The organism is Nocardioides daejeonensis (genome assembly GCF_003194585.1).
Classification (GTDB): domain Bacteria; phylum Actinomycetota; class Actinomycetes; order Propionibacteriales; family Nocardioidaceae; genus Nocardioides; species Nocardioides daejeonensis.
Genome location: NZ_QHKZ01000002.1, coordinates 677,875 through 696,850, shown reverse-complemented (window position 1 = coordinate 696,850; position 18,976 = coordinate 677,875). Strand labels below are relative to the sequence as shown.

Below are 18,976 nucleotides of genomic sequence, written 5' to 3'. Positions count from 1 at the left end.
AATAGCGGTGCGGGTCAGGGCCGAGGCACGTTCACCGACCCGCGCTGCTGGGTGCCGGGCACAGCGTCGTCGCACCGCACCGTGGTGTCGGTACGGCGCGGCGCCAGGTCATGGGCGCTGCGGCGCGTGACGTCGTACGAGCAGTTCTTGAGCACCTTCGGCACCAGGAGCACCCGGCCGCTGCCGTCCCGCGTGCTCCCGGCCATCGCCTTGAGCTGAGCCGGCAGCCAGGCGAGCCAGTGCTCGAGGCCGGGCAGGTGCCGGGCTGCCATCGCCATCAGGGGAGCGGTCTGCGCGAAGATCGCCCGCACCGTCGGTTCCTGCGCCTCCCACAGCGCCCGTACGTCGGCACTCACGTCCGAGGCGTTGCGCAGGAGTGCTCGGAGCACGGCGGTGCTCGCGTTGAGCTCGGTGGCGATGAGCGCTGCGTTGCGGGTGGTGCGCCGGAGTTGCTCGCCGCGCTCGGCGACCGTGCGTAGCGGCACCTGGCCGCGACGCAGCAGGCGCACGAGGTCGGGCTCGAGCTGTTGGAGGAGGGCGAAGGCGCGTTCCAACTCGATGCTCGCACCGCGCAGGTCGAGCGAGCCGTCGCCGAACGCCCGGTCGAGCTCGTCGGCGATGGTGCGCAGGTCGGCGACGTCGATGCGCTTCATCAGCCGCTGCGTGTCGGCCAGCACCTGCGGCATCGGCATCGGGACGCTGGTCCGTTCACGGGCGACCACGTCGCCGTCGGCGAGCCACGGACCGGTGTCGCTGCGGGGCTCCACGTAGAGGTGCTGCTCGCCTACCGCTGACAGGTTGCGCACCGAGAAGTCGCTGTCACGGGGGATCCGCACGCCGCCCTCGATCCGGGCGGTCGCCTCGATGCCGTCCGGGCGGAGCCGCACGTCGGTCACGACCCCCACCTGCTGACCCCGATAGGTGACCGTCGAACGCGCATGCAGTCCGCCGGCTTCGGCCAGTTCCACCTTGATGGTCCAGGTGCGGGCGAAGAGCCCGCCTCCCACCACGGTGTCGGCGACCCAGACAGTGCCCGAGACCACGACTGCCAGCAGCAGGATCTGGGCGATCCGTACCCGCCTGCGGGTGGCCGCGTGTCCGGCGGCGGGGTCGGCGTGCTTCATCGGCCACCTCCCCGGGGCTGCTCCGGCTGCCCCGGCGCCGGGTCGAGTCCCTGCGGGTCGAGGAGCAGGGTGAGGTCGAAGTTGGAGAAGTCGCCCGGAGAGGCGGCGTCCGTACGCCGCCCGAACTCGATCAGGCCGCGCATGGTCCGGTTCAGGTTCTCCCGGTTGCGCGTCAGCGCGGCAAGCACGGGGCCGGTGTGTTCCAACGTGGCCACCAGGTCGTCTCGGAGGGCCGGGATCACCTCCTTGCCGGTGCCCGCGAGCCGGTGCACGGTGTCGAGGAGTCGCATCAGGTCCGCACGCTGATCACCCAGGGCGCGCACCGCCGGATCGATGGCCCGGATCGCTTCGACGAGCACGGGTGCGTCGGCGGCCAGCCTGCCGGAGAGCCGGTCGACCGCGTCGAGGGCGGCGTCGAAGCTCGCGGTGTGGGCGTTGAGATCGGTCACCACGCGGTTCAGTCGCCCCATCAGGGAGCGCACGACCGGGGCGTTGCCGCCGAGTGCCACGTTGAGCTCGTCGACGATCGTCTTGACGTCGGCGAAGCTGCCCCCGGTCACCACGACCGAGAGCGAGCTCAACAGGTCGGCCACATCGGGTGCCCTCGTGGTCGCGTCAGGCCCGAGCACAGCATCGGTGGCGAGCAGTGCCGACCGCCTGCCGTCGACCAGTTCGACGAACGCCGTCCCCATCGGCGAGGTGAGGCGGATCTCCGCGCGGGTGCCCTCATGGAGGGTGACCGCGGTGCTCACCGCCATGCGCACTCGCGCGCGATAGTCGACGACGTCGATCGCCTCGACCTGGCCGACGATCCTGCCGTCGAGCTTCACCGGAGACTCGACCGGAAGGTTGAGCGCGCTCTCGAACTCCGCGGTCAGCGTCCGGGTAGGCCCGTCCACCAGGCGCGGCATGGGCACGTCGTGAAGGTCGAGGCCGCATCCGCAGAGCAGCAGGGCCACGGTCAGCACCAGGGTCACCGAGCGGGCGATCATGGCAGGTCCCCCGGGAGCACGTCGTGCAACCCGTCGAGGAGGGGGTCCAGCAGTCCGCTGCCGTCCACTGCGAAGAGAGCGGGGCAGAGCGGCCCGGCGAACGCCTGGCACATGTGCGCGCGGAACGCCGCCGAGAAGGGCCCGGTCTCGGTGTTGAACTGCACCCGCAGCCGTTGCTGCTTCCAGTCATAGGCGCGCGCGAGGTTCTCGGCCAGCGTCGGCATGGTGTCGAACGCCTCGGCGAGCGACGCCTGGTGGTCCCGCAGCTGCCGTGCCACCCGCAGCGCACCGGTGAGATCGTCGCCGATCACGTCCTTGTTGTGGCGGACGAAGCGCGAGACCACGCGGGTCAGCTCCTCGAGGGAGGCGAGGGTGCCACTGATCCCGTGGCGCTGCTCGGCGACGACCGCGCTGGTGCGATCCACGTCGTCGGCAAACTGACGGATCGCGGTGTCACGGTCGGCCAGCGCGTCCACGAGGGTGGCGAGGTCGGCGGCGAGAGCGGTGAGCTCGTCACCGTGGGCATTCACCTGGCCCAGCGCCTGCTCGCCCTTGCCGAGGGTCTCGCGGAGCAGGTCGCCGTTGCCGGCCCAGGTGCGGGCCGTCGTACGCAGGAGGTCGCCGAGGTCGTGGCCGCCGGGGGTGGTCTGGTCGAGGGCACGCACCAGGTCGTCGATGGACCTGGTGATCTCGTCGACGCCGGCAGGGCTGCGCGTGCGGTCGGCAGGGATGTGAGAGCCGCTGGTCAGGGTCGGCCCTTGCGTCCAGGCGGGGCCTACCTCGACGTAGCGGTCGGTGACCAGGGACGACTGGAGGATCATCGCGCTGGCATCGCGCGGCACCGTGGTTTCTGCGGCTACCTCCATCCGCACCCGCATGACCGTGCCGCGCGGCTCGATGGCGACCACCGTGCCTACCGGCACGCCGAGGTACTCCACGTCGTTGCCGACGTAGAGGCCGGTGGTGTCGCCGAAGTCGGCGGTGATGACGAGCGGCTCCGCGTCGCGCGCCTGCCACCACCAGAAGCCGGCGACGACCAGGAGCACGGCGAGGCCCGCCGCGGTGGCCTGCATCATGCGGGTGCTCATCGGCATCCCTTCGGGGTGAGGGTGCACCAGAAGTCGTCGGGCAGCACGAACCACGGAGCGTTGACGCCGAGCCAGGGACCGTCGCCGGCGGCGTTGGTGTAGACGCGCATCGTCGGGCCGGCCAGGCGCAGCACCTCGGAGAGCTCTCGCTCGTGCTTGCGGAGCACGCCGAAGACGGTCCGCAGTTGGCGCAGCGCTGGCTCGATCTCGGGTCGGGTCCGCCGAGCGAGGGCGGTCAGCCGGCCGGAGAGCCTGCGGCTGTCGCGCAGGAGGAGACGCAGCGCCTCACGACGCTCGTGCACCATCCGCAGCACCAAAGACGCGTCGTCCATCAGGTCCTCGATCTCGTCCTGCTGGTCGAGCACGGTCGCGGTGACCGAGCGGGTGGTGGCGACCAGCCGGGTGACCTGCTCGTCACGGCGGTCCGCCAGATCGGCGAGGTCGGAGAGACCGGTGAGCGCCGCGCGCACGTCCGCCGGCGCCGTCGCCAGGTCCTCGGTCAGCACGTCGAGTGCGCGCTCCATCACCGGCAGGTCCAGCCCCTGCACCGTGGGTGCCGCTTCGAGCCAGAACTCCTCGACGGTGAAGGGATCGCGGGCCTGGCTCCTGGCCAGGGTCGCACCGGAGGAGAGAGGCTTGCCCTTTCCCGGTGTCAGGGAGAGGTAGCGCTTGCCGAGCAGCGACTCGAGCTTCACCTCGACCACGGTGTCGTCGGTGAGTCGTCCTTCGGTGAGGCTGAACTCCACGTGCACGGTGTCGCGGTCGGCCCAGACGCGGCGCACCTTGCCGGCATCCAGCCCGGCGATCCGGACCGTGTCGCCGGCGCGGATGCCGCCAGCGTGAGGAAGGTCGGCGCGATACAGCTCCGGGTCGGCGGTGACGCGGAGCAGCACCACCACGAGGCCGAGGAGGGCCAGGGCCAGGCAGAGACGGAGGGTTGGACGCAGGCTCATCGGCAGCGCTCCGTGTGCCGGTTGCCGGGGAAGGAGTCGACCGCGGGCAGGCCGGGCAGCTGCCCGCGCAGCGTGCACACGTAGACGTTGAGGTGGCTGCCGTAGCCCAAGGTGCGCAGATAGACCGCGAACTGCATCGGGACCGCGGTGAGGAACCTGCCCAGCAGCGGAGCCTCGGCGGCAAGGTTCTCGGTCAGCCTCCGGAGCTCGACCAGGTCGTTGACGAGCGGGTCGTCGGCCCGGTCAGCGAGGTCCTCGACGAGCACCGCCAGGGTCGAGGCGTCGGTCAGGGCGAACCCGAGCCGACGCCGGTCCTGGGCGAGGCCCCGGGCCAGACCACCCAGGTCGCCGATGAGATCGGTGATCTCCGTACGGTGCTCGTCCGCCGTCGTGAGCACGAGGGTCAGGTTGTCGAGCACCCGCCCGATCACCTCGTCGCGTCCGGCCAGGTGCTGGGTCAGTGCGGCGACCTGGTGGGTGAGCTCGCCGACGGTTGCTCCCTGACCTTGCAGCGCCTGGACGACCGAGCCGGCCAGCTCGTTCAGGTCTTCGGGGGCGAGTGCGTCGAAGAGCGGTCGGAAGGCGTTGAACATCGCGCCGAGGTCGAGGGCAGGACGGGTACGGGCGACCGGGATCGTCTCCCCGGCGCGCAGCGGCCGCGGCTCTGCGGTGGTGCCTTGGGCCAGGTCGACGTAGCGCTCACCCATCAGGTTGAGATAGCCGATCGTCGCCGTGGTGCCGGTGTCGACCACGTGCCGCCCGTCGACCTCGAAGGTCACCAGGGCAAGGCCGTCGACGAGCTCGGTGTCGACTACTCGGCCGACCCGCACTCCCGCGATGCGTACGTCGTCGCCGACGGCTAGGCCGGTCGCGTCGCGGAACTGGGCGCGCAGTCGGGTTCGGTCCGTGCCGCTGTCTCCGGCGAGAGTGCCCGCGACCATGAGGGTGAGCACCAGTGCCAGGGCTGCGAAGGCGGCGACGCCGAGCAGCGGGCCGGGGTGGGCCCGGAGGATCCTCATCGGCAGTTCCTCCCCGCGTGCTTCCCGTAGCGGGGGCAGTCTTCGGGTCCGTACGGCCTCGGCAGCTGCAGCCCGATCACGCCTTCCATCTGGATGCGGTTTCCCTGCACCGCGGCCGCGCCGTTCTCGACCACGCCCGGAAAGGCACCGAGCGCCAGGCTGAACAGGCCGCTGTTGGCTGCCATCACCTGGAGGATCGCCGCGCTCTGGGCCAGCAGGGGACGCAGGACCGGGTGCTGCTCCTGGAGGAAGCCGTCGACGGTGTCGAACCACCGCGCCGTCTCCCGCAGTACGCCGGTGATCGCCTGCTGCTCCTCGGCCCAGAGTCGCGCCACCGGGAGCGAGTCGCGCAGCGTGCGGACGAAGGCGGGCTCGGTGTCGGCGAGGGTCTCGGCTACCTCGGTGAGCAGAGCCACGTCACGGTGCAGAAGCGGGCTGAGGGCCTCCCACCGACCGAGCATCCGGTCGGCGTCGACGAGGAAGCGGCGCAGGTTGTCGCCGCGACCGCTCAGTGCCTCGGCGAGCTGAGAGACGGCGGCATCGAGCGCGGCAGGGTCGAGGGCGACGAGCAGCCGCTGGGTGGAGGTGAAGGCGTCCATCAGGCGCACCGAGGCGGCAGAGGTGTCGGCCGGCACGGTGTCGCCCTTGCTCAGGGAGCCGGGAGCCGCCGAGGTGCGGCGCGGTCGTACGAGGTCGACGTACTCGTTGCCGAAGAGGGTGCCGGGCAGGACCCGGGCCCGGACGTCGGCAGGGATCGCCGCGGCATGCTCGGACATCAGCACCAGATGGGCCACCGGCTCCGTGCCGGTCTCGACGGAGACCACACGGCCGACTCGGAGGCCGCGGTACTTCACGTCGGAGTTCACCCCCAGGGAGTCGCCGCTGACCGGAAGCCGCGCGTCGACGGTCAGGTCCCGGGTGAACCAGCCGAGGTAGCTGCCGCCGAGCCACGTGGTCACACCGGCCATGCAGGCGAGCGTGATCAGCCCGACCAGCAGCTTGAGGCGCCGGCTCGCCGGGATGAGGTAGCTGTGATCGGCCACGGCGCTCACCCCGAGATCTGGACCTGTTGGTCCGGCCCCCACAGGGCCAGGGTGAGCAGGATGTCGAGCACGGTCAGGGCGACGATGCTCGTGCGGATCGCCATGCCGGTCGCCCGGCCGACACCCTCGGGACCGCCCTCGGCAGTGAAGCCGTAGTAGCAGTGGATCAGTGTCACCACGAGGGTGAGCACGACGACCTTCACTCCGGCGTACACGACGTCGATGGGCGCCACGAAGGTGCTGAAGTAGTGCTCGTACGTGCCCGCTGACTGCCCGTAGAAGGTGGTGACCATGAAGTCGGTCGCGACGTAGGTGCCGACGAGACCGATGAGGAAGAGCGGCAGCATCACCAGCAGGGACGCCACTAGGCGGGTGCTGATCAGGTAGGGAACGGGGCGTATCGCCATGGACTCGAGCGCGTCGATCTCCTCGTTGATCCGCATCGCGCCGATGCGCGAGGTGAAGCCGCAGCCGATGCGGGCCGCGAAGCCGAGGGAGGCGACGATCGGCGCGAGCTCCCGGGTGTTGGCGTAACCCGAGATGAAGCCGGTCAGCGGGGCCAGTCCGATCACGTCGAGGCCGTTGTATCCCTCCAGTCCGACCTCGGTGCCGGTCAGCGTCGAGAGCAGCAGGACGACGCCGACCACGCCGCCGCCCACCACGAAGATCCCGGAGCCGAGCGTGACCTCGGCCAGCACTCGGCCGATCTCCCCGCGATAGCGCCGCAGCGCCAACGGGATGCCGGTCAGTGCCTGCCACGAGAGTAGGACGAGCTCGCCGATCTCGACGGCAGGTCTGGTCGCCGCTGTGTACGCCTTCATCCGAGCGGCCCCCCGGCTATCTGCGACCAGAGCTGGGAGATCGCGAAGTTGACGGCGAAGAGCGCGACGAAGTTGATGACCACGGCGCCGGTCACCGCGTCGCCGACCGCGGTGGGGCCACTCGTCACCCGCAGACCACGGTGGGCGGCGATCACCGTGCACATCACAGCGAAGATCGCTGCCTTGCCGAGCGAGAGCCAGAGGTCGGAGAGGTCGGCGAGCGTGGTGACCGAGGCAAGGTAGGCCCCCGGTGGCAGATCCTGCAGGACCACGCTGACCAGGAGGGTGGTGATGATCGTGAAGAACATGACGACGCCGTTGAGGAGCACCGCGACGAAGACGGTCGCAAGCATGCGGGGCACCAGCAGTCGCTCCACGACGGAGATGCCCATGACCTCGAGTGCGTCGAGCTCCTCGCGGATCTTGCGCGCGCCGAGGTCGGCGCAGATCGCCGACCCGGCCACCCCGGCCAGCATGAGGGCGGTGATCATCGGCGACGCCTGGCGTACGACGGCGAGCGTGTTGCCGGCGCCGGTGAAGGCGACGGCGCCCACCTCCTGCGCCAGGACGCCGACCTGGAGGGCGAGGATCACCCCGAAGGGGAGGGAGACCGCCAGCGCCGGCAGGGTGCAGACGCGGATCGTGAACCAGGTCTGCAGGAGGAGCTCCTCCCACGGGAAGCGACGCAGGAGCAGGCTGCGCAGGAGCCCGGTGACCATCTGCTCGCCGAGGCGAAGCATCGCGAACGCCTCAGCCAGCGGCTGCCATCTGCGACGCTCGCGCCAACCGTCGCGCAGCCCGTCGCGAAAGCCCCGGGAGAGTGACTCCTGGTCGACCTCGGTGAGCAAGCCCGGCGACGCCACGCAACCCCCTCGTTGACAGTAGAACTGTGACAGAGCGAGCGTCACATCACTGTCGGCGTACGTCAATAGCCTGGTTGGCATTCGACCGATTGCAGCGTTACTGTGACAGTCATGGCAGGGGAGGCGGAGGGAATGCTCACGATCGATGAGCTGGCCGCTGCGGTCGGGATGACCGTGCGGACGACGCGGTACTACGCCACTCTCGGCCTCTTGCCTCCACCGATCCGGCAGGGGCGGATGGCCTACTACGACGAGGCGCACCTGTCGCGGCTGCAGATGGTGCGCGCACTGCAGGACCACGGTTTCACGCTGCAGGCGATCGAGGGCTACATGCGGTCGCTGCCCGCCGATGCGACGGTCGAGGAGCTGGTGCTGCGGCGCTCGATGCTGATCCCCTGGGATGCGCAGGCGTTGCAGGTGCTCACCCGCGCCGAGCTCGAGGAGGTGGCGGGTCGCAAGCTCAGTGCGGCGCAGATCGACCTGCTGGTTGCGCTCGGAGGCGTTGTCAGGGTCGGACGCAAGTTCGAGACGATGCCTGCGCTCCGGGTGTCGCTGCAGCTGATCGAGCTCGACATCCCTGTGGACAGCATGCGCGCCGCCGGGGAGGCGATCACCCGCCACATGGACGCGCTCGCCGAGGAGCTCACCGACATCATGCGCCACCAGGTGGTGGCGCCGTTCCGTGCGCAGGAGCACTCCGCTGAGGAGGTGCGCGCCTTCGAGGGGACCGTTGCGACCTTGAGGCAGCTGACGATGGAAGCGCTGGTCACCCAGTTCCAGCGCGCTGCCAACGAGGTGATCACCACCTCGCTCAGCCGCACCGGCTCGGACTGATCTGCCGCCGCTGGGTCAGATCACGCGCTTGTTGGTGCGCAACCGCCGCCGGAAGTCGCGGACGATGAGGTGTGCATGGAGCTGCCGGAGGGGGCGCGGCACCAGGCGGTAGACCGGGACGAAGATCTTCCAGAAGAGGTCGTAGAGCCGCTGGTCGCGCGCCGACCAGGTGAAGCCCAGGATCTCGCGGACCCTCGGGTCGAGGTTCCCGCGCGTCATCAGGCTCTGCAGTGGGATCAGGGGCTTCGCCGTCCAGGCTGCGCCCTTCGTGGAGAGCAGGCGCTGTGCGTAGGCCCGGATGGCCGGATCCGCTTCGAGCCGCTGGGCGATGGTCTCCTCCCAGTAGGCCTCGTAGGCGGCGACGTCGGCGGGCCACATGTCCGGCTTGACCTGCAGGGCGTTGCCGAAGATCTGGCCCTCTCGGTACAGGCGCTCGCGGGTGGCGTCGTCGAACTCGCCGAAGATCCGCTCGTAGATCCAGGCGTTCTCGGCGAGCGTCACGGCGACCCAGAGCTGGAGGTCGGGATCGAAGGCGTTGTAGCGACCCTCCGAGCGGATCGGCACGTGGGCCTTGTTCACCATGCGCACCAGGGCCGCGCGCTCCGCGTCGGAGCCGAAGGACATGATGAAGACGTACGTGAGGGTCGTGCGCAGTCGGTCGAGGGGCCGTGTCAACGTGGTGCTGTGCTCGGCGACGCCGAGGCCGACGCCCTTCATGGCGAGCTGGTACATCACCGCCGACCCCGCGCCCAGCAGGAGGGCCTGCTCGCCCACGATGTCCGCGAGGTGGATCTCCTGCTGCCGTGCCATGCTTCCTCCGTCCAACCGATGCCATCATCAGTGTGACAGTAATACTGTCATCGTGGCAAGCGCCGGCGAGGTGATCACGCGCGGCTTCCGTGGTCAGGAAGCGAGGTCGAGCACCTCCGCGCCGGGCAGGCCCGCGAGCGCGCGTCCGGGGAGGAAGAGCTTGGAGCTGCGCAGACCGGACCCGATACAGGCCGACTCCACGTCGAGGACGCGGGAGTCGAGGAGGAGACGCCATTCCTGCGGCAGGCCGAGAGGGGTGATGCCGCCGTACTCCATCGCGCTGTCGGCAACGGCGCGCTCCATGGGGAGGAACGACGCCTTGCGTACGTCGAGGGTCCGCTTCACCACGCCGTTGACGTCGGCCCGGGTGTCGGCGCGTACCAGGCAGGCGGCGATCCGCTCCTCACCGTCCCGCCTGCCGCCGACCAGGACGCAGTTCACGCCTCCGGTCATCGGCAGGTCGTAGGCCTCGCACATCGCTGCGGTGTCGGCGTACGCCGGGTCGATCGGGGCGACGGTGACCTGCGTGGCGCCGGACCAGTCCCGTAGTGCCGCAGCCACCGGGGCTGCCACCAGGTCGAGATGGTCGAGGACGGGGGAGAGGTCGAGCTGCATGACAGGCATGCTCGCACGCTCCGGGCCGCCTGCCTCGGCCGGACGTCCTGCGGGGTGGTTGGCGGGGCGACCGTTCGGCAGGACGTTGCGCGCAACGTCCTGCCTCCGGGCTGCCAACGCGACCACATGGCAGGACGTCGTGAGCAGTGTCCTGCGAAGTGGCGCCTCGGGCGACCGGAGCGCAGGACGTCTGACCGGGAGACGTCAGGCGCTGATGCCCTGCTCGTGCCAGCCAGCCTCGATCAGGGCCTGGCGGACCTGCGCATAGAAGAGGTCGGGGCAGACGCGAAGGCCCAGGACCGGGAGCCGGAGCACGATGTCGCGTGAGAGCGCCACGTCGTTGTGCCGCGTCGCGTCAGCGATGGCGTTGCTGGCCCAGCCATGCTGGATGCCATCGATCTCCACCACGACGCCGTAGCGGTCGTAGTAGAAGTCGAGGTAGTAGCGGTTGCCGCCAGCGCGCCTGAGCACCTGTCGGTCGGGCACGGGAAGCCCTCGTTCGCGGCACCCCTTGACGAAGTCGAGCTCGGAGAGGCTGCGGATTCCGCCCGCGAGATCGATGATGAGGTCAGCCAGGAGCGCGCGACGCTTGTCTCGTCGGATCCGGAGCAGCTCCGTGGCCAGGTCCTCCGGGGTGCACAGGCCCTGCTGCACAGTCATGGTCACGAGCAGGCTCGCCTCGCGCTCACTACGCGCCCAGAGTGCGCCGCGGACTGCCGCGGTCGCCGGAGAGGTGCGCGGGACACCGGACAGGGAACGATCGCTCGCCGCGAACCGGCGCGTCTCGCGGATGTCCAGATGCGGCGTACGCCTGCGCTGGATCTTGGCGCCCTTGGGCACCGACACGCGGATCTGCGTGGAGGTGAAGCCGGTCAGACCGTGGGCGATCAGCGCGCTGGCGCCGTCGAGCATGGCCCGTGGCCCGGCTTCGAAGACGGCCGCCCACAGCAGCCCGAAGGTCGCGATCGGGCCGGTATGGAGCGCGAGGCTCTGGCGGCCGACGCGCTGCCACCGTCGCGCATGCAACTGTGCGCGTAGCTCTGCCCTGCTGTAGCCGAGGCCGTACAGCTGGCTGCGCGAGACGACATCGCCCTGCCGGCTGGCGAGGTCTTCCAGTGCGTGAGTACGACGCGGGGTGGGTCCGGTGCTGTTCATGGGAAGCCCGTTCACCTCCGGCCACCGCCCGAACCGCGCTGGTCTCCGGCTGTGGATGGAGTGGTGCGCCTACCTCCCGGACCGCGAAGAGCGGGCTACCGACGTGACGCAGCCCGTCGCCTGCCACTCGGACGTCCTGCGGGGTGGCTGGCGGGGCGGCCGGAAGGCAGGACGTTGCGCGCAACGTCCTGCCTCCGGGCCGCGGGGGCAGCCGGGAGGCAGGACGTCAGGGGCTCGGGTTCAGGCAGGTGATCGGCGTCGGCTCCGGAGGCTGGTGTGGGTGGCTGCGGCGAGACCGACGGCACCGGCGACGACCCAGGGCAGCGGGAGCAGCCAACGCACGTCGCTCCACTCGACGACGTCGCCGACGAGCAGCGCCCAGACAAGGAGGATGCCGGCGAAGGCGACGCCCATCACCAGGTGGCCGGTGTTGACCGGATGGCGCCAGGAGTCGTCGTCCGGTCCACTGTCGCCGCTGGGGAGTGTGTCGGCGGCTTGGGGGTCGGGCAGCACGTAGGTGCTCTCGTTCGGCTCGCTGTCGGGCGCCTGGCCGGCACCGATGGGCTGGGTGTGCTGCTGGTCGTTCATCGGGTCACCACCTCGATCTCGCCGAAGACAAGGTCGGCGTCCAAGCGCAGCGTCGGCACGTCGACGCCGCCGTCGTGTTCGGTCTTCAGGCTGACGTCCCAGCCGCTGCGGGTGCGGTCGAAGGCACGTACCTCGCCTCCCGCGTCGATGCTGGCGTCGACGATCACATCGATCTGCTCGGGGACGCGCACCTCGATCCGGCCCGCACCGCCGTCGAGACGGATGGTGCGGCCATCCAGGCCCTCGAGGTCGCGGACCTCCGTGAGGTCGAGGACGATCTCGCCGGCAGCCATGTCGTAGCTCGACTCGACCTCTGCACTCGACCCGGGCGTCGCGTGGATCACGCTCCCGTCGTACTGCGTGGCAGCAGTGCTGCCCACGAGCACCACGGTCGCCACCAGTCCCAGGGGGATCAACCCGCCGGCCCGGCCGAGGAAGGCTCCGACCAACAGGGCCGCAGCGATGATCCCCAGGGCGAGTGCCGGGTAGGCCGAGTCGGTGATCGCCGCACCGGCGCCGTCGACGATTCCCAGAGTGCCCAGGCTGAGTGCGATGAGCGAGAGGGTGAACCAGAAGAGGATGGGCCCGCGCTTGCGTGGGTCGCGCATCCGGTCGGCGCGGAAGACGGGCGGTGGCGTCGCGCTCGGCTGCGTGGTCGGCGTCGGACCGGGCTGGAAGGCCGTGCCCTCGTACGCCGTCGCGGGGCCACCGCTCCCTGGCGGCGGGAAGCCGGCGCCCGGCGGCGCGAAGCCTGGCGCCGGGTACGGCCCCGCCGCTCGCATCGAGCGCCGACGGTCGCGGTTGGAGAGCACCAGCCAGGCGATCAGGCCGATGACGAGCAGCGGCCAGGCGATCCAGCCTCCGGGGCCTTCGGCGAAGGCGTCGCCGACCAGTGCCAGCGCCGCCAGCACGCCCGCGCCGACCAGTGCCACCGTGCGTGAGCGGACGTCGAGGTCCAGTTGGGCGCGGTCGCTGCCGTCCTCGGGAACGAGCAGCCAGCAGGCGGCGTACACGATGATGCCGGCGCCGCCGAAGAAGGTGAGCACCACGAACGCCACCCGCAGGATGACCGGGTCGATGTCGAGGTGCCGACCGAGACCGCCGGCAACGCCGGCAACGTACTTGTCATGGCGGGTACGACGCAGCCGGCCCAGATCGCGGATGTCGTCGCGGCTGACCCGGGGGCCGGTGTGCTCCGGCTCCGGGGGCGGGGGAGGCGGGCTCTGGGTGCTGCCGCCGTAGCTCTCGTTGTTCATGTCTCCACCTTCGTCCCCGTCGACCGTCGAAACCATCGGGGACGACCCTGATCGACCACCGGGGTACCGGGGCTCATCCCAGGGTCGCCTCGGGGTCGTTCCTCATGGTCCGGCCCTGATCGCTGTGTGACGATGAAGGCATCATGACAGCCACTGCGTCCCGCGCCTCCGGGCAGACCGCCACCGGCGAGGCGGAGGTCCGGCGAGCCACCCGTAACACCGACGACACCTATCTGGCCGGTGTCGCCTCCGGCCTCGCCCGCCATCTCGGGCTGCCGGTGCTCTGGGTGCGTCTCGGGTTCATCGTGGCCGCGGTGCTCGGCGGGATCGGGATCGCCTTCTACGCCGGCCTCTGGATGGTGCTGCCCACCGACGACACCTTCTCCGACGAGGCGCCGGGGCTTGCGGGCGCGACCCGGGCGGGCAAGCGCCCCGGGCCGGTACGACGGATCGGCGACCTCGGGCCGACCATCGCGTTGGGCTCTCTCGCCCTCGGCATCGTGCTCATGTTCGAGTCGGCGTTCGGGCGCGGCGCGCTCTTCTGGCCCGTGGTGATCGGTGTCGGAGGTGTCGCCCTGATCTGGCGACAGGCCGACGAGGTGCAACGCGAGCGTTGGCTGGACACCACCCAGCGGCTCGACCCGTTCCGCGCGCTGGTGGGCAGCGGCGGTTGGGCCTCCTGGGCGCGGCTGATCGTCGGCGGTCTGATGATCCTGGGCGCCCTGGCGGTCTTCGCCTGGACCAGCGGCAGCGGCTCGATCGCCGGTGAGGTGGTCGTGGCAGGTCTCCTCGGGGTCGCCGGCCTGGCGCTGACCGCGGGTCCGTGGGTCATCCGACTGGCCTCCGACCTCGGCGACGAGCGGGCCGAACGGGTGCGCAGCCAGGAGCGCGCCGACATGGCCGCCCACCTGCACGACTCGGTGCTGCAGACCCTCGCCCTGATCCAGAAGAACGCCGCCGACCCGGTGGCGGTCGCCCGGCTGGCCCGCAGTCAGGAGCGCGACCTGCGCTCCTGGCTCTTCGCGGAGCAGTCGACCGAAGGCGAGTCGCTGGCTGCTGCGTTGCGACGGGTCGCGGTCGAGGTGGAGGACGGACACCACGTGACCGTCGAGGTGGTCACCGTAGGGGACGCTCCGCTCGACGAGGGCTTGGCGCCGGTGGTGCAGGCAGCCCGCGAGGCGCTGACCAACGCCGCCAAGCACGCCGGCACCGAGCGCGTCGACGTCTACGCCGAGGTGTCGCCGGCCCGTGTGGAGGTCTTCGTGAAGGACCGCGGTCGCGGATTCGACCTGGCCGACGTCGCCGACGACCGGCACGGTGTCCGTGGCAGCATCATCGATCGAATGGCCCGGCACGGCGGTACGGCGGAGGTCCGGACCACGCCGGGGGAGGGCACCGAGGTGGTGCTGGGGATGCCCCGCTCACAGAAGGAAGAGGAGAGGTGACGTGACCACCACTGTCGTCATCGTCGATGACCACGCGATGTTCCGAGCCGGTGTGCGCGCCGAGCTCCTCGGGCAGCCCGGCTCACCGGTCGACATCGTCGGCGAGGCCGAGGACGTGAGCACCGCCGTCGCTGCGATCAGGACGCACCAGCCCGAGGTGGTGCTGCTCGACGTACACCTTCCCGGAGGCGGCGGGGTGGAGGTGATGCGCCAGGTCGGGCCGAGCGAGGTCCGGTTCCTGGCCCTGTCGGTCTCCGATGCGGCCGAGGACGTGATCGGCACGATCCGGGGCGGCGCCCGCGGCTACGTGACGAAGACGATCACCGGTCCTGAGCTGGTCGACGCCATCACCCGGGTTGCGGACGGCGACGCGGTCTTCTCGCCTCGGCTGGCCGGGTTCGTGCTGGATGCTTTCGCCGGATCCATCGAGGTCGCTGCTGTCGACGAGGACCTGGACCGGCTGACGGAGCGGGAGCGTGAGGTGATGCGCCTGATCGCTCGCGGCTACGCCTACAAAGAGGTGGCCAAGGAGCTCTTCATCTCGGTGAAGACGGTGGAGACCCACATGTCGGCGGTCCTGCGCAAGCTCCAGCTCTCCTCGCGGCACGAGCTGACGCGCTGGGCCTCCGATCGACGCCTGCTCTGACAACTTGTCAGGACGCCGGGTAGGCTGCCGGCATGGACACCGTGCGCCTCATCCTGCTCTTCCTGCACATCCTTGGCTTCGCCGCCCTGATCGGTGGGCTGCTCGCCCAAGCGAAGGCGAGCGAGAAGGTCGTCAACGGCGCGATGCGCGATGGAGCCGGCACCGCCTTCCTGGCCGGCCTGTTCCTGGTCGGCGTCCTCGAGGCGGACGACGCCGACGTCAACCACGCCAAGATCGGCGTCAAGCTGGTGATCGGCCTGGTCGTGCTGGGTCTGGTGATGGCCAACCTCAAGAAGCCGCGGATCTCCGACTCGCTCTTCTGGACCATCCTCGGTCTCTCGGTCGCCAACGTCGCCGTCGCGATCTTCTGGTCCGGCGCCCACGTCTGAGCCCGGGCAGGTCGCGCTTCGCCGTCGTAGGTGGAGCCCTGCGACAGGCTCCCGTGGGTGGAGCTTGTCGAGACCGGCTGCGAGAAGTGGTCTCGACAAGCTCGACCACCGGGTGATTGCTCGACCACCGGGTGATCGCTCGACCACCGGGTGATCGCTCGACCACCGGGTGATCGCTCGACCACCGGGTGGTCGCTCGGCCACCCGGTCAGCCCAGGTGGTGCACCGGGGCGAGGTCGTGCACCGGGGTGTCGAGCCCCTCGTAGCGCGCCTTGAGTTGGAGCGCCAGGTAGAGCGAGTAGTGACGCGACTGGTGCAGGTTGCCGCCGTGGAACCACAGGTTCTCCTGCTGGGTCGGCTTCCACATGTTGCGCTGCTCGCCCTCCCAGGGGCCGGGGTCCTTGGTGGTCTCGGAGCCGAGGCCCCAGACCTTGCCGACCCGGTCGGCGACCTCCTGGCTGATCAGGTCCGCGGCCCAGCCGTTCATCGAGCCGTAGCCGGTCGCGTACACGACGAGATCCGCGGGGAGCACGGTGCCGTCGGCCAGCACCACCTCTTGCTCGGTCAGGTGGTCGACCTGTCCGTGGGCGAGCTTCACCTCGCCGTCCGCGACGAGCTCGGCCGCGCCTACGTCGATGTAGTAGCCGGAGCCGCGGCGCAGGTACTTCATGAAGAGACCGGAACCGTCGTCGCCCCAGTCCAGGTCGAAGCCCGCCCTCTCCATGCGGTCGTAGAAGTCCTTGTCACGCTCGCGCATCTGGTCGTAGAGCGGGATCTGGAACTCGTGCATGATCCGGTAGGGGAGCGAGGCGAAGATCAGGTCGGCCTTCTCCGTGGTCACGCCGGCCTCCAGGGCGCGCTCGGAGTAGAGATCCCCGAGGCCGATGTCCATCAACGTGTCGCTCTTGACGATATGGGTCGAGGAGCGTTGCACCATCGTCACGTCGGCGCCGTGCTCCCACAGCGCGCCGCAGATGTCGAAGGCGGAGTTGTTGGAGCCGATCACCACCACCCGCTTGCCGGCGTACGCATCGGGGCCGGGGTGCTGCGAGGAGTGGTGCTGCTCGCCGGCGAAGACGTCCATGCCCGGGAAGTTCGGGATGTTGGGCTTCCCGGACATCCCCGTGGCCAGCACGAGCTGGGTGGGCCGCAACGTCATCGGCGTTCCGTCGCGCTCGATCTGCACCTCCCAACGTCCTTCGGCGTCGTCGTACGCCGCCTTGGTGGCAGTGGTGCTCGACCAGTACGGCACCTCCATCACCTTCGTGTAGAACTCCAGCCAGTCGCCGACCTTGTCCTTCGGCGCGAAGACCGGCCAGTTGTCGGGGAACTTCAGGTAGGGCAGGTGGTCGTACCAGACCGGGTCGTGCAGGCAGAGTGACTTGTAGCGGCCACGCCACTGGTCACCGGGGCGGGGGTAGCGGTCGATGACCAGTGCGGGCACGCCGAGCTGGCGTAGCCGGGCGCCGAGGGCGATACCGCCCTGGCCGCCTCCGATCACCAGCGTGTACGGCTGTGTCGTGTCGCCCAGGGCGCGGTCCTCGGCCTGGCGTCTCTCCAGCCACGTGACCCGTTCCTTGTTGGCCCCGTGCTCGGCCCCCAGGGGGCGGCGTACGCCGCGGGCCTCCTCGTGGCCCTTCAGCTCGTAGAGCGTGGTGAGGAAGGTCCACGCCTTCGGTCCGTCGTCGTCGAGGAGTCGGACCAGGCCCCGGCCGCGGCCGACGCTGGTCTCGAACTCGAACCAGGCGGTGGTCACACCGTCCTCCGTCGCGGGCGGCTCGCTGAGCCGGAAGCCGCTCGGCGCGACCCGGTCGAGAGTGGCGGTCAGCAGGTCCGCGACCCCGTCCGGGTTCTCGACGGTCGTCAGGTTCCAGGAGAAGGCGACCAGATCGCGCCAGAAGCTGGTGGCGGCGAAGAGGCCGGCGGCGCGATCGATGTCGCGGGCGGCGAGGGCGTCCTCGAAGGCAGCGAACCAGGTGGTGGCCGGGTCGGCGGCGTGAGTCGCGGGGCGTTCGTCGAGTTGGGTCATGCCGATGAGGACACATCCGCGAGGGCGGTGCGGGGAACCGTTGCACGATGTTGCATGTGGTCCCCGTCACATGGGCGACCTAGGGTGGGCTCATGGTCTCCTTCGACCTCGCGACGCGGGCCCGCCATCTGGTCCGGATCCATGACGCGGTGCTCTCCGGCGCCGCGCCTCCACAGCGACCTCGCGCGGTGGTGGCCCGCTCGTGGGTACGGGTGCTGGAGCTGGGCATCGATCCCGACGGGCCCAACCGTCGCGACCCGTTGCCGCCCGCCGAGGTCGACGACCGGCGCCGCCGGTCCCGGCTCTCCCTGGTGATCGACGAGATCCGGGAGCTGCTGCTGAGTGCGGCGGATGCCTCGAACTACCTGGTCGTCGTCACCGACGCGGACGGCGTGGTGCTCTGGCGCTGCGGCTCGCCCCGGGTGAAGCGGCAGGCAGACCTCCTCGGCTTCAGCGAGGGTGCGCTCTGGACGGAGGGCGCGGTCGGGACCAATGCGATCGGCACCGCCTTGGAGGAGGCTGCGCCGGTGCAGCTCTTCTCCGCCGAGCACTTCGAGAACGCGCAGGTGCCCTGGTACTGCTCGGCCTCACCGATCCACGACCCGATCGACGGCTCCCTGCTCGGCATCGTCGACGTGAGCGGTCCGGCGCTGACCCTGCACCCGGCGATCGAGGCGTTGGTGACCGCGTCGGTGCGCCTGGCCGAGGCACGGCTGTGGCGCCATCACGAGGAGCGCCTGGAGCAGCTGCGTCGCTCGGCAGAGCCGCTGCTCTCCAGTGCCTCGGGCCCGCTGCTGGTGGTCGACGACCACGGCTGGGTGGCTGCCCGTCAGGGGATCGCCGTCTCCGGTCGGGTGGAGGCGCCCCGGGCCGACCGCGCGGTCGCCGTACCCGGTCTCGGGCTCTGCCTCCCGGAGCGGCTGGGCGTCGGTTGGCTGATCCGGCCCCGCGGGAGTGGCACGGCGCTGATTGCGACACTCGACCTCGGCGCCACGCCGGCGACCCTGGAGGTCCGGGGTGCCGACGCACCCTGGCGGGTGCCGCTCTCGCCGCGTCACGCCGAGGTGCTCACTGCTCTCGCGGGCGCAGGCCCACGCGGGCTCACCGCCGCGGCCTTGAGCCATCTGCTGTACGGCGACACCGAGCACCAGGTGACCGTGCGAGCCGAGGTCTCCCGGATGCGCCGCTCCCTCGGCGCTCTTCTGACCACCAATCCCTATCGCCTCGGCGACGGCGTGCAGCTCACCGTCGTGCCCGCCCGCTGACGCGAGCTGCGGCCGCCGTACGGTCTGGCGCTGTGGTGTTG

19 protein-coding genes are annotated in these 18,976 nt (G+C 70.5%); 5 read left to right on the top strand and 14 right to left on the bottom strand.

The annotated features are described in order from the left end of the window. Positions 1-14: 14 nt before the first annotated feature. From DNK54_RS07975 to DNK54_RS07940, 8 genes are read right to left on the bottom strand one after another with little or no spacing between them, the layout of a single operon-like run. On the bottom strand, positions 15-1,124 hold the full coding sequence (locus DNK54_RS07975; RefSeq protein WP_110206398.1) for an MCE family protein: 1,110 nt from the start codon (positions 1,122-1,124) through the stop codon (positions 15-17). After that, complete coding sequence (locus DNK54_RS07970; protein ID WP_110206397.1) at positions 1,121-2,116, bottom strand: MCE family protein; 996 nt, start codon at positions 2,114-2,116, stop codon at positions 1,121-1,123. The genes DNK54_RS07975 and DNK54_RS07970 overlap by 4 nt, the downstream gene beginning before the upstream one ends. Next, entirely contained in the window at positions 2,113-3,204 is a 1,092-nt protein-coding gene (locus DNK54_RS07965) for an MCE family protein (RefSeq protein ID WP_162602350.1), read from the bottom strand. Before DNK54_RS07965 ends, DNK54_RS07970 begins: the two co-directional genes overlap by 4 nt. Continuing rightward, positions 3,201-4,157: an MCE family protein gene (locus DNK54_RS07960; RefSeq protein WP_110206395.1), complete on the bottom strand. Its 957-nt coding sequence runs from the start codon at positions 4,155-4,157 to the stop codon at positions 3,201-3,203. The genes DNK54_RS07965 and DNK54_RS07960 overlap by 4 nt, the downstream gene beginning before the upstream one ends. Continuing rightward, positions 4,154-5,176, bottom strand: a complete 1,023-nt coding sequence (locus DNK54_RS07955) for an MCE family protein (protein ID WP_110206394.1) — start codon at positions 5,174-5,176, stop codon at positions 4,154-4,156. The genes DNK54_RS07960 and DNK54_RS07955 overlap by 4 nt, the downstream gene beginning before the upstream one ends. Next, positions 5,173-6,219 (bottom strand): MlaD family protein, encoded by a 1,047-nt coding sequence (locus DNK54_RS07950; RefSeq protein ID WP_162602349.1) that lies wholly within the window; start codon positions 6,217-6,219, stop codon positions 5,173-5,175. Before DNK54_RS07950 ends, DNK54_RS07955 begins: the two co-directional genes overlap by 4 nt. A gap of 5 nt (positions 6,220-6,224) precedes the next feature. Continuing rightward, on the bottom strand, positions 6,225-7,040 hold the full coding sequence (locus tag DNK54_RS07945; RefSeq protein ID WP_110206392.1) for an MlaE family ABC transporter permease: 816 nt from the start codon (positions 7,038-7,040) through the stop codon (positions 6,225-6,227). After that, positions 7,037-7,903, bottom strand: coding sequence for an ABC transporter permease (locus DNK54_RS07940; RefSeq protein WP_162602348.1), 867 nt, complete (start codon positions 7,901-7,903; stop codon positions 7,037-7,039). Before DNK54_RS07940 ends, DNK54_RS07945 begins: the two co-directional genes overlap by 4 nt. Before the next feature lie 111 nt (positions 7,904-8,014). On the opposite strand from DNK54_RS07940, the gene DNK54_RS07935 reads away from it, so the two are divergent. Continuing rightward, positions 8,015-8,737, top strand: a complete 723-nt coding sequence (locus DNK54_RS07935) for a MerR family transcriptional regulator (RefSeq protein WP_110206390.1) — start codon at positions 8,015-8,017, stop codon at positions 8,735-8,737. Between the two features lie 15 nt (positions 8,738-8,752). Here the strand turns inward: DNK54_RS07935 and DNK54_RS07930 are convergent, their stop codons facing one another. The 5 genes from DNK54_RS07930 to DNK54_RS07910 all read right to left on the bottom strand — a co-directional run bounded on the left by DNK54_RS07930 (position 8,753) and on the right by DNK54_RS07910 (position 13,161). Continuing rightward, positions 8,753-9,547, bottom strand: coding sequence for an oxygenase MpaB family protein (locus DNK54_RS07930; RefSeq protein WP_110206389.1), 795 nt, complete (start codon positions 9,545-9,547; stop codon positions 8,753-8,755). A 93-nt stretch (positions 9,548-9,640) separates the two neighbouring features. Further along, positions 9,641-10,171, bottom strand: a complete 531-nt coding sequence (locus tag DNK54_RS07925) for a YbaK/EbsC family protein (RefSeq protein ID WP_204164462.1) — start codon at positions 10,169-10,171, stop codon at positions 9,641-9,643. Between the two features lie 195 nt (positions 10,172-10,366). Then, complete coding sequence (locus tag DNK54_RS07920; RefSeq protein WP_110206388.1) at positions 10,367-11,317, bottom strand: hypothetical protein; 951 nt, start codon at positions 11,315-11,317, stop codon at positions 10,367-10,369. A gap of 240 nt (positions 11,318-11,557) precedes the next feature. Next, positions 11,558-11,905 carry a hypothetical protein gene (locus tag DNK54_RS07915; protein ID WP_110206387.1) on the bottom strand — a complete coding sequence of 116 codons (348 nt, stop codon included), beginning with the start codon at positions 11,903-11,905 and terminating at the stop codon, positions 11,558-11,560. Then, on the bottom strand, positions 11,902-13,161 hold the full coding sequence (locus DNK54_RS07910; RefSeq protein ID WP_162602347.1) for a PspC domain-containing protein: 1,260 nt from the start codon (positions 13,159-13,161) through the stop codon (positions 11,902-11,904). The genes DNK54_RS07915 and DNK54_RS07910 overlap by 4 nt, the downstream gene beginning before the upstream one ends. Before the next feature lie 143 nt (positions 13,162-13,304). Here DNK54_RS07910 and DNK54_RS07905 point away from each other — a divergent pair, with 143 nt between their 5' ends. From DNK54_RS07905 to DNK54_RS07895, 3 genes are read left to right on the top strand one after another with little or no spacing between them, the layout of a single operon-like run. After that, positions 13,305-14,606, top strand: a complete 1,302-nt coding sequence (locus DNK54_RS07905) for an ATP-binding protein (protein ID WP_110206385.1) — start codon at positions 13,305-13,307, stop codon at positions 14,604-14,606. 37 nt (positions 14,607-14,643) lie between these two features. Beyond that, complete coding sequence (locus DNK54_RS07900) at positions 14,644-15,252, top strand: LuxR C-terminal-related transcriptional regulator (RefSeq protein ID WP_239459996.1); 609 nt, start codon at positions 14,644-14,646, stop codon at positions 15,250-15,252. A gap of 32 nt (positions 15,253-15,284) precedes the next feature. Next, positions 15,285-15,641, top strand: a complete 357-nt coding sequence (locus DNK54_RS07895; RefSeq protein WP_110206383.1) for a hypothetical protein — start codon at positions 15,285-15,287, stop codon at positions 15,639-15,641. Between the two features lie 208 nt (positions 15,642-15,849). Here DNK54_RS07895 and DNK54_RS07890 read toward each other — a convergent pair whose 3' ends face one another. Then, on the bottom strand, positions 15,850-17,670 hold the full coding sequence (locus DNK54_RS07890) for a flavin-containing monooxygenase (RefSeq protein ID WP_110206382.1): 1,821 nt from the start codon (positions 17,668-17,670) through the stop codon (positions 15,850-15,852). A 92-nt stretch (positions 17,671-17,762) separates the two neighbouring features. Between DNK54_RS07890 and DNK54_RS07885 the strand changes: the two genes are divergently transcribed. Further along, complete coding sequence (locus DNK54_RS07885) at positions 17,763-18,935, top strand: GAF domain-containing protein (protein ID WP_110206381.1); 1,173 nt, start codon at positions 17,763-17,765, stop codon at positions 18,933-18,935. Positions 18,936-18,976 lie beyond the last annotated feature (41 nt).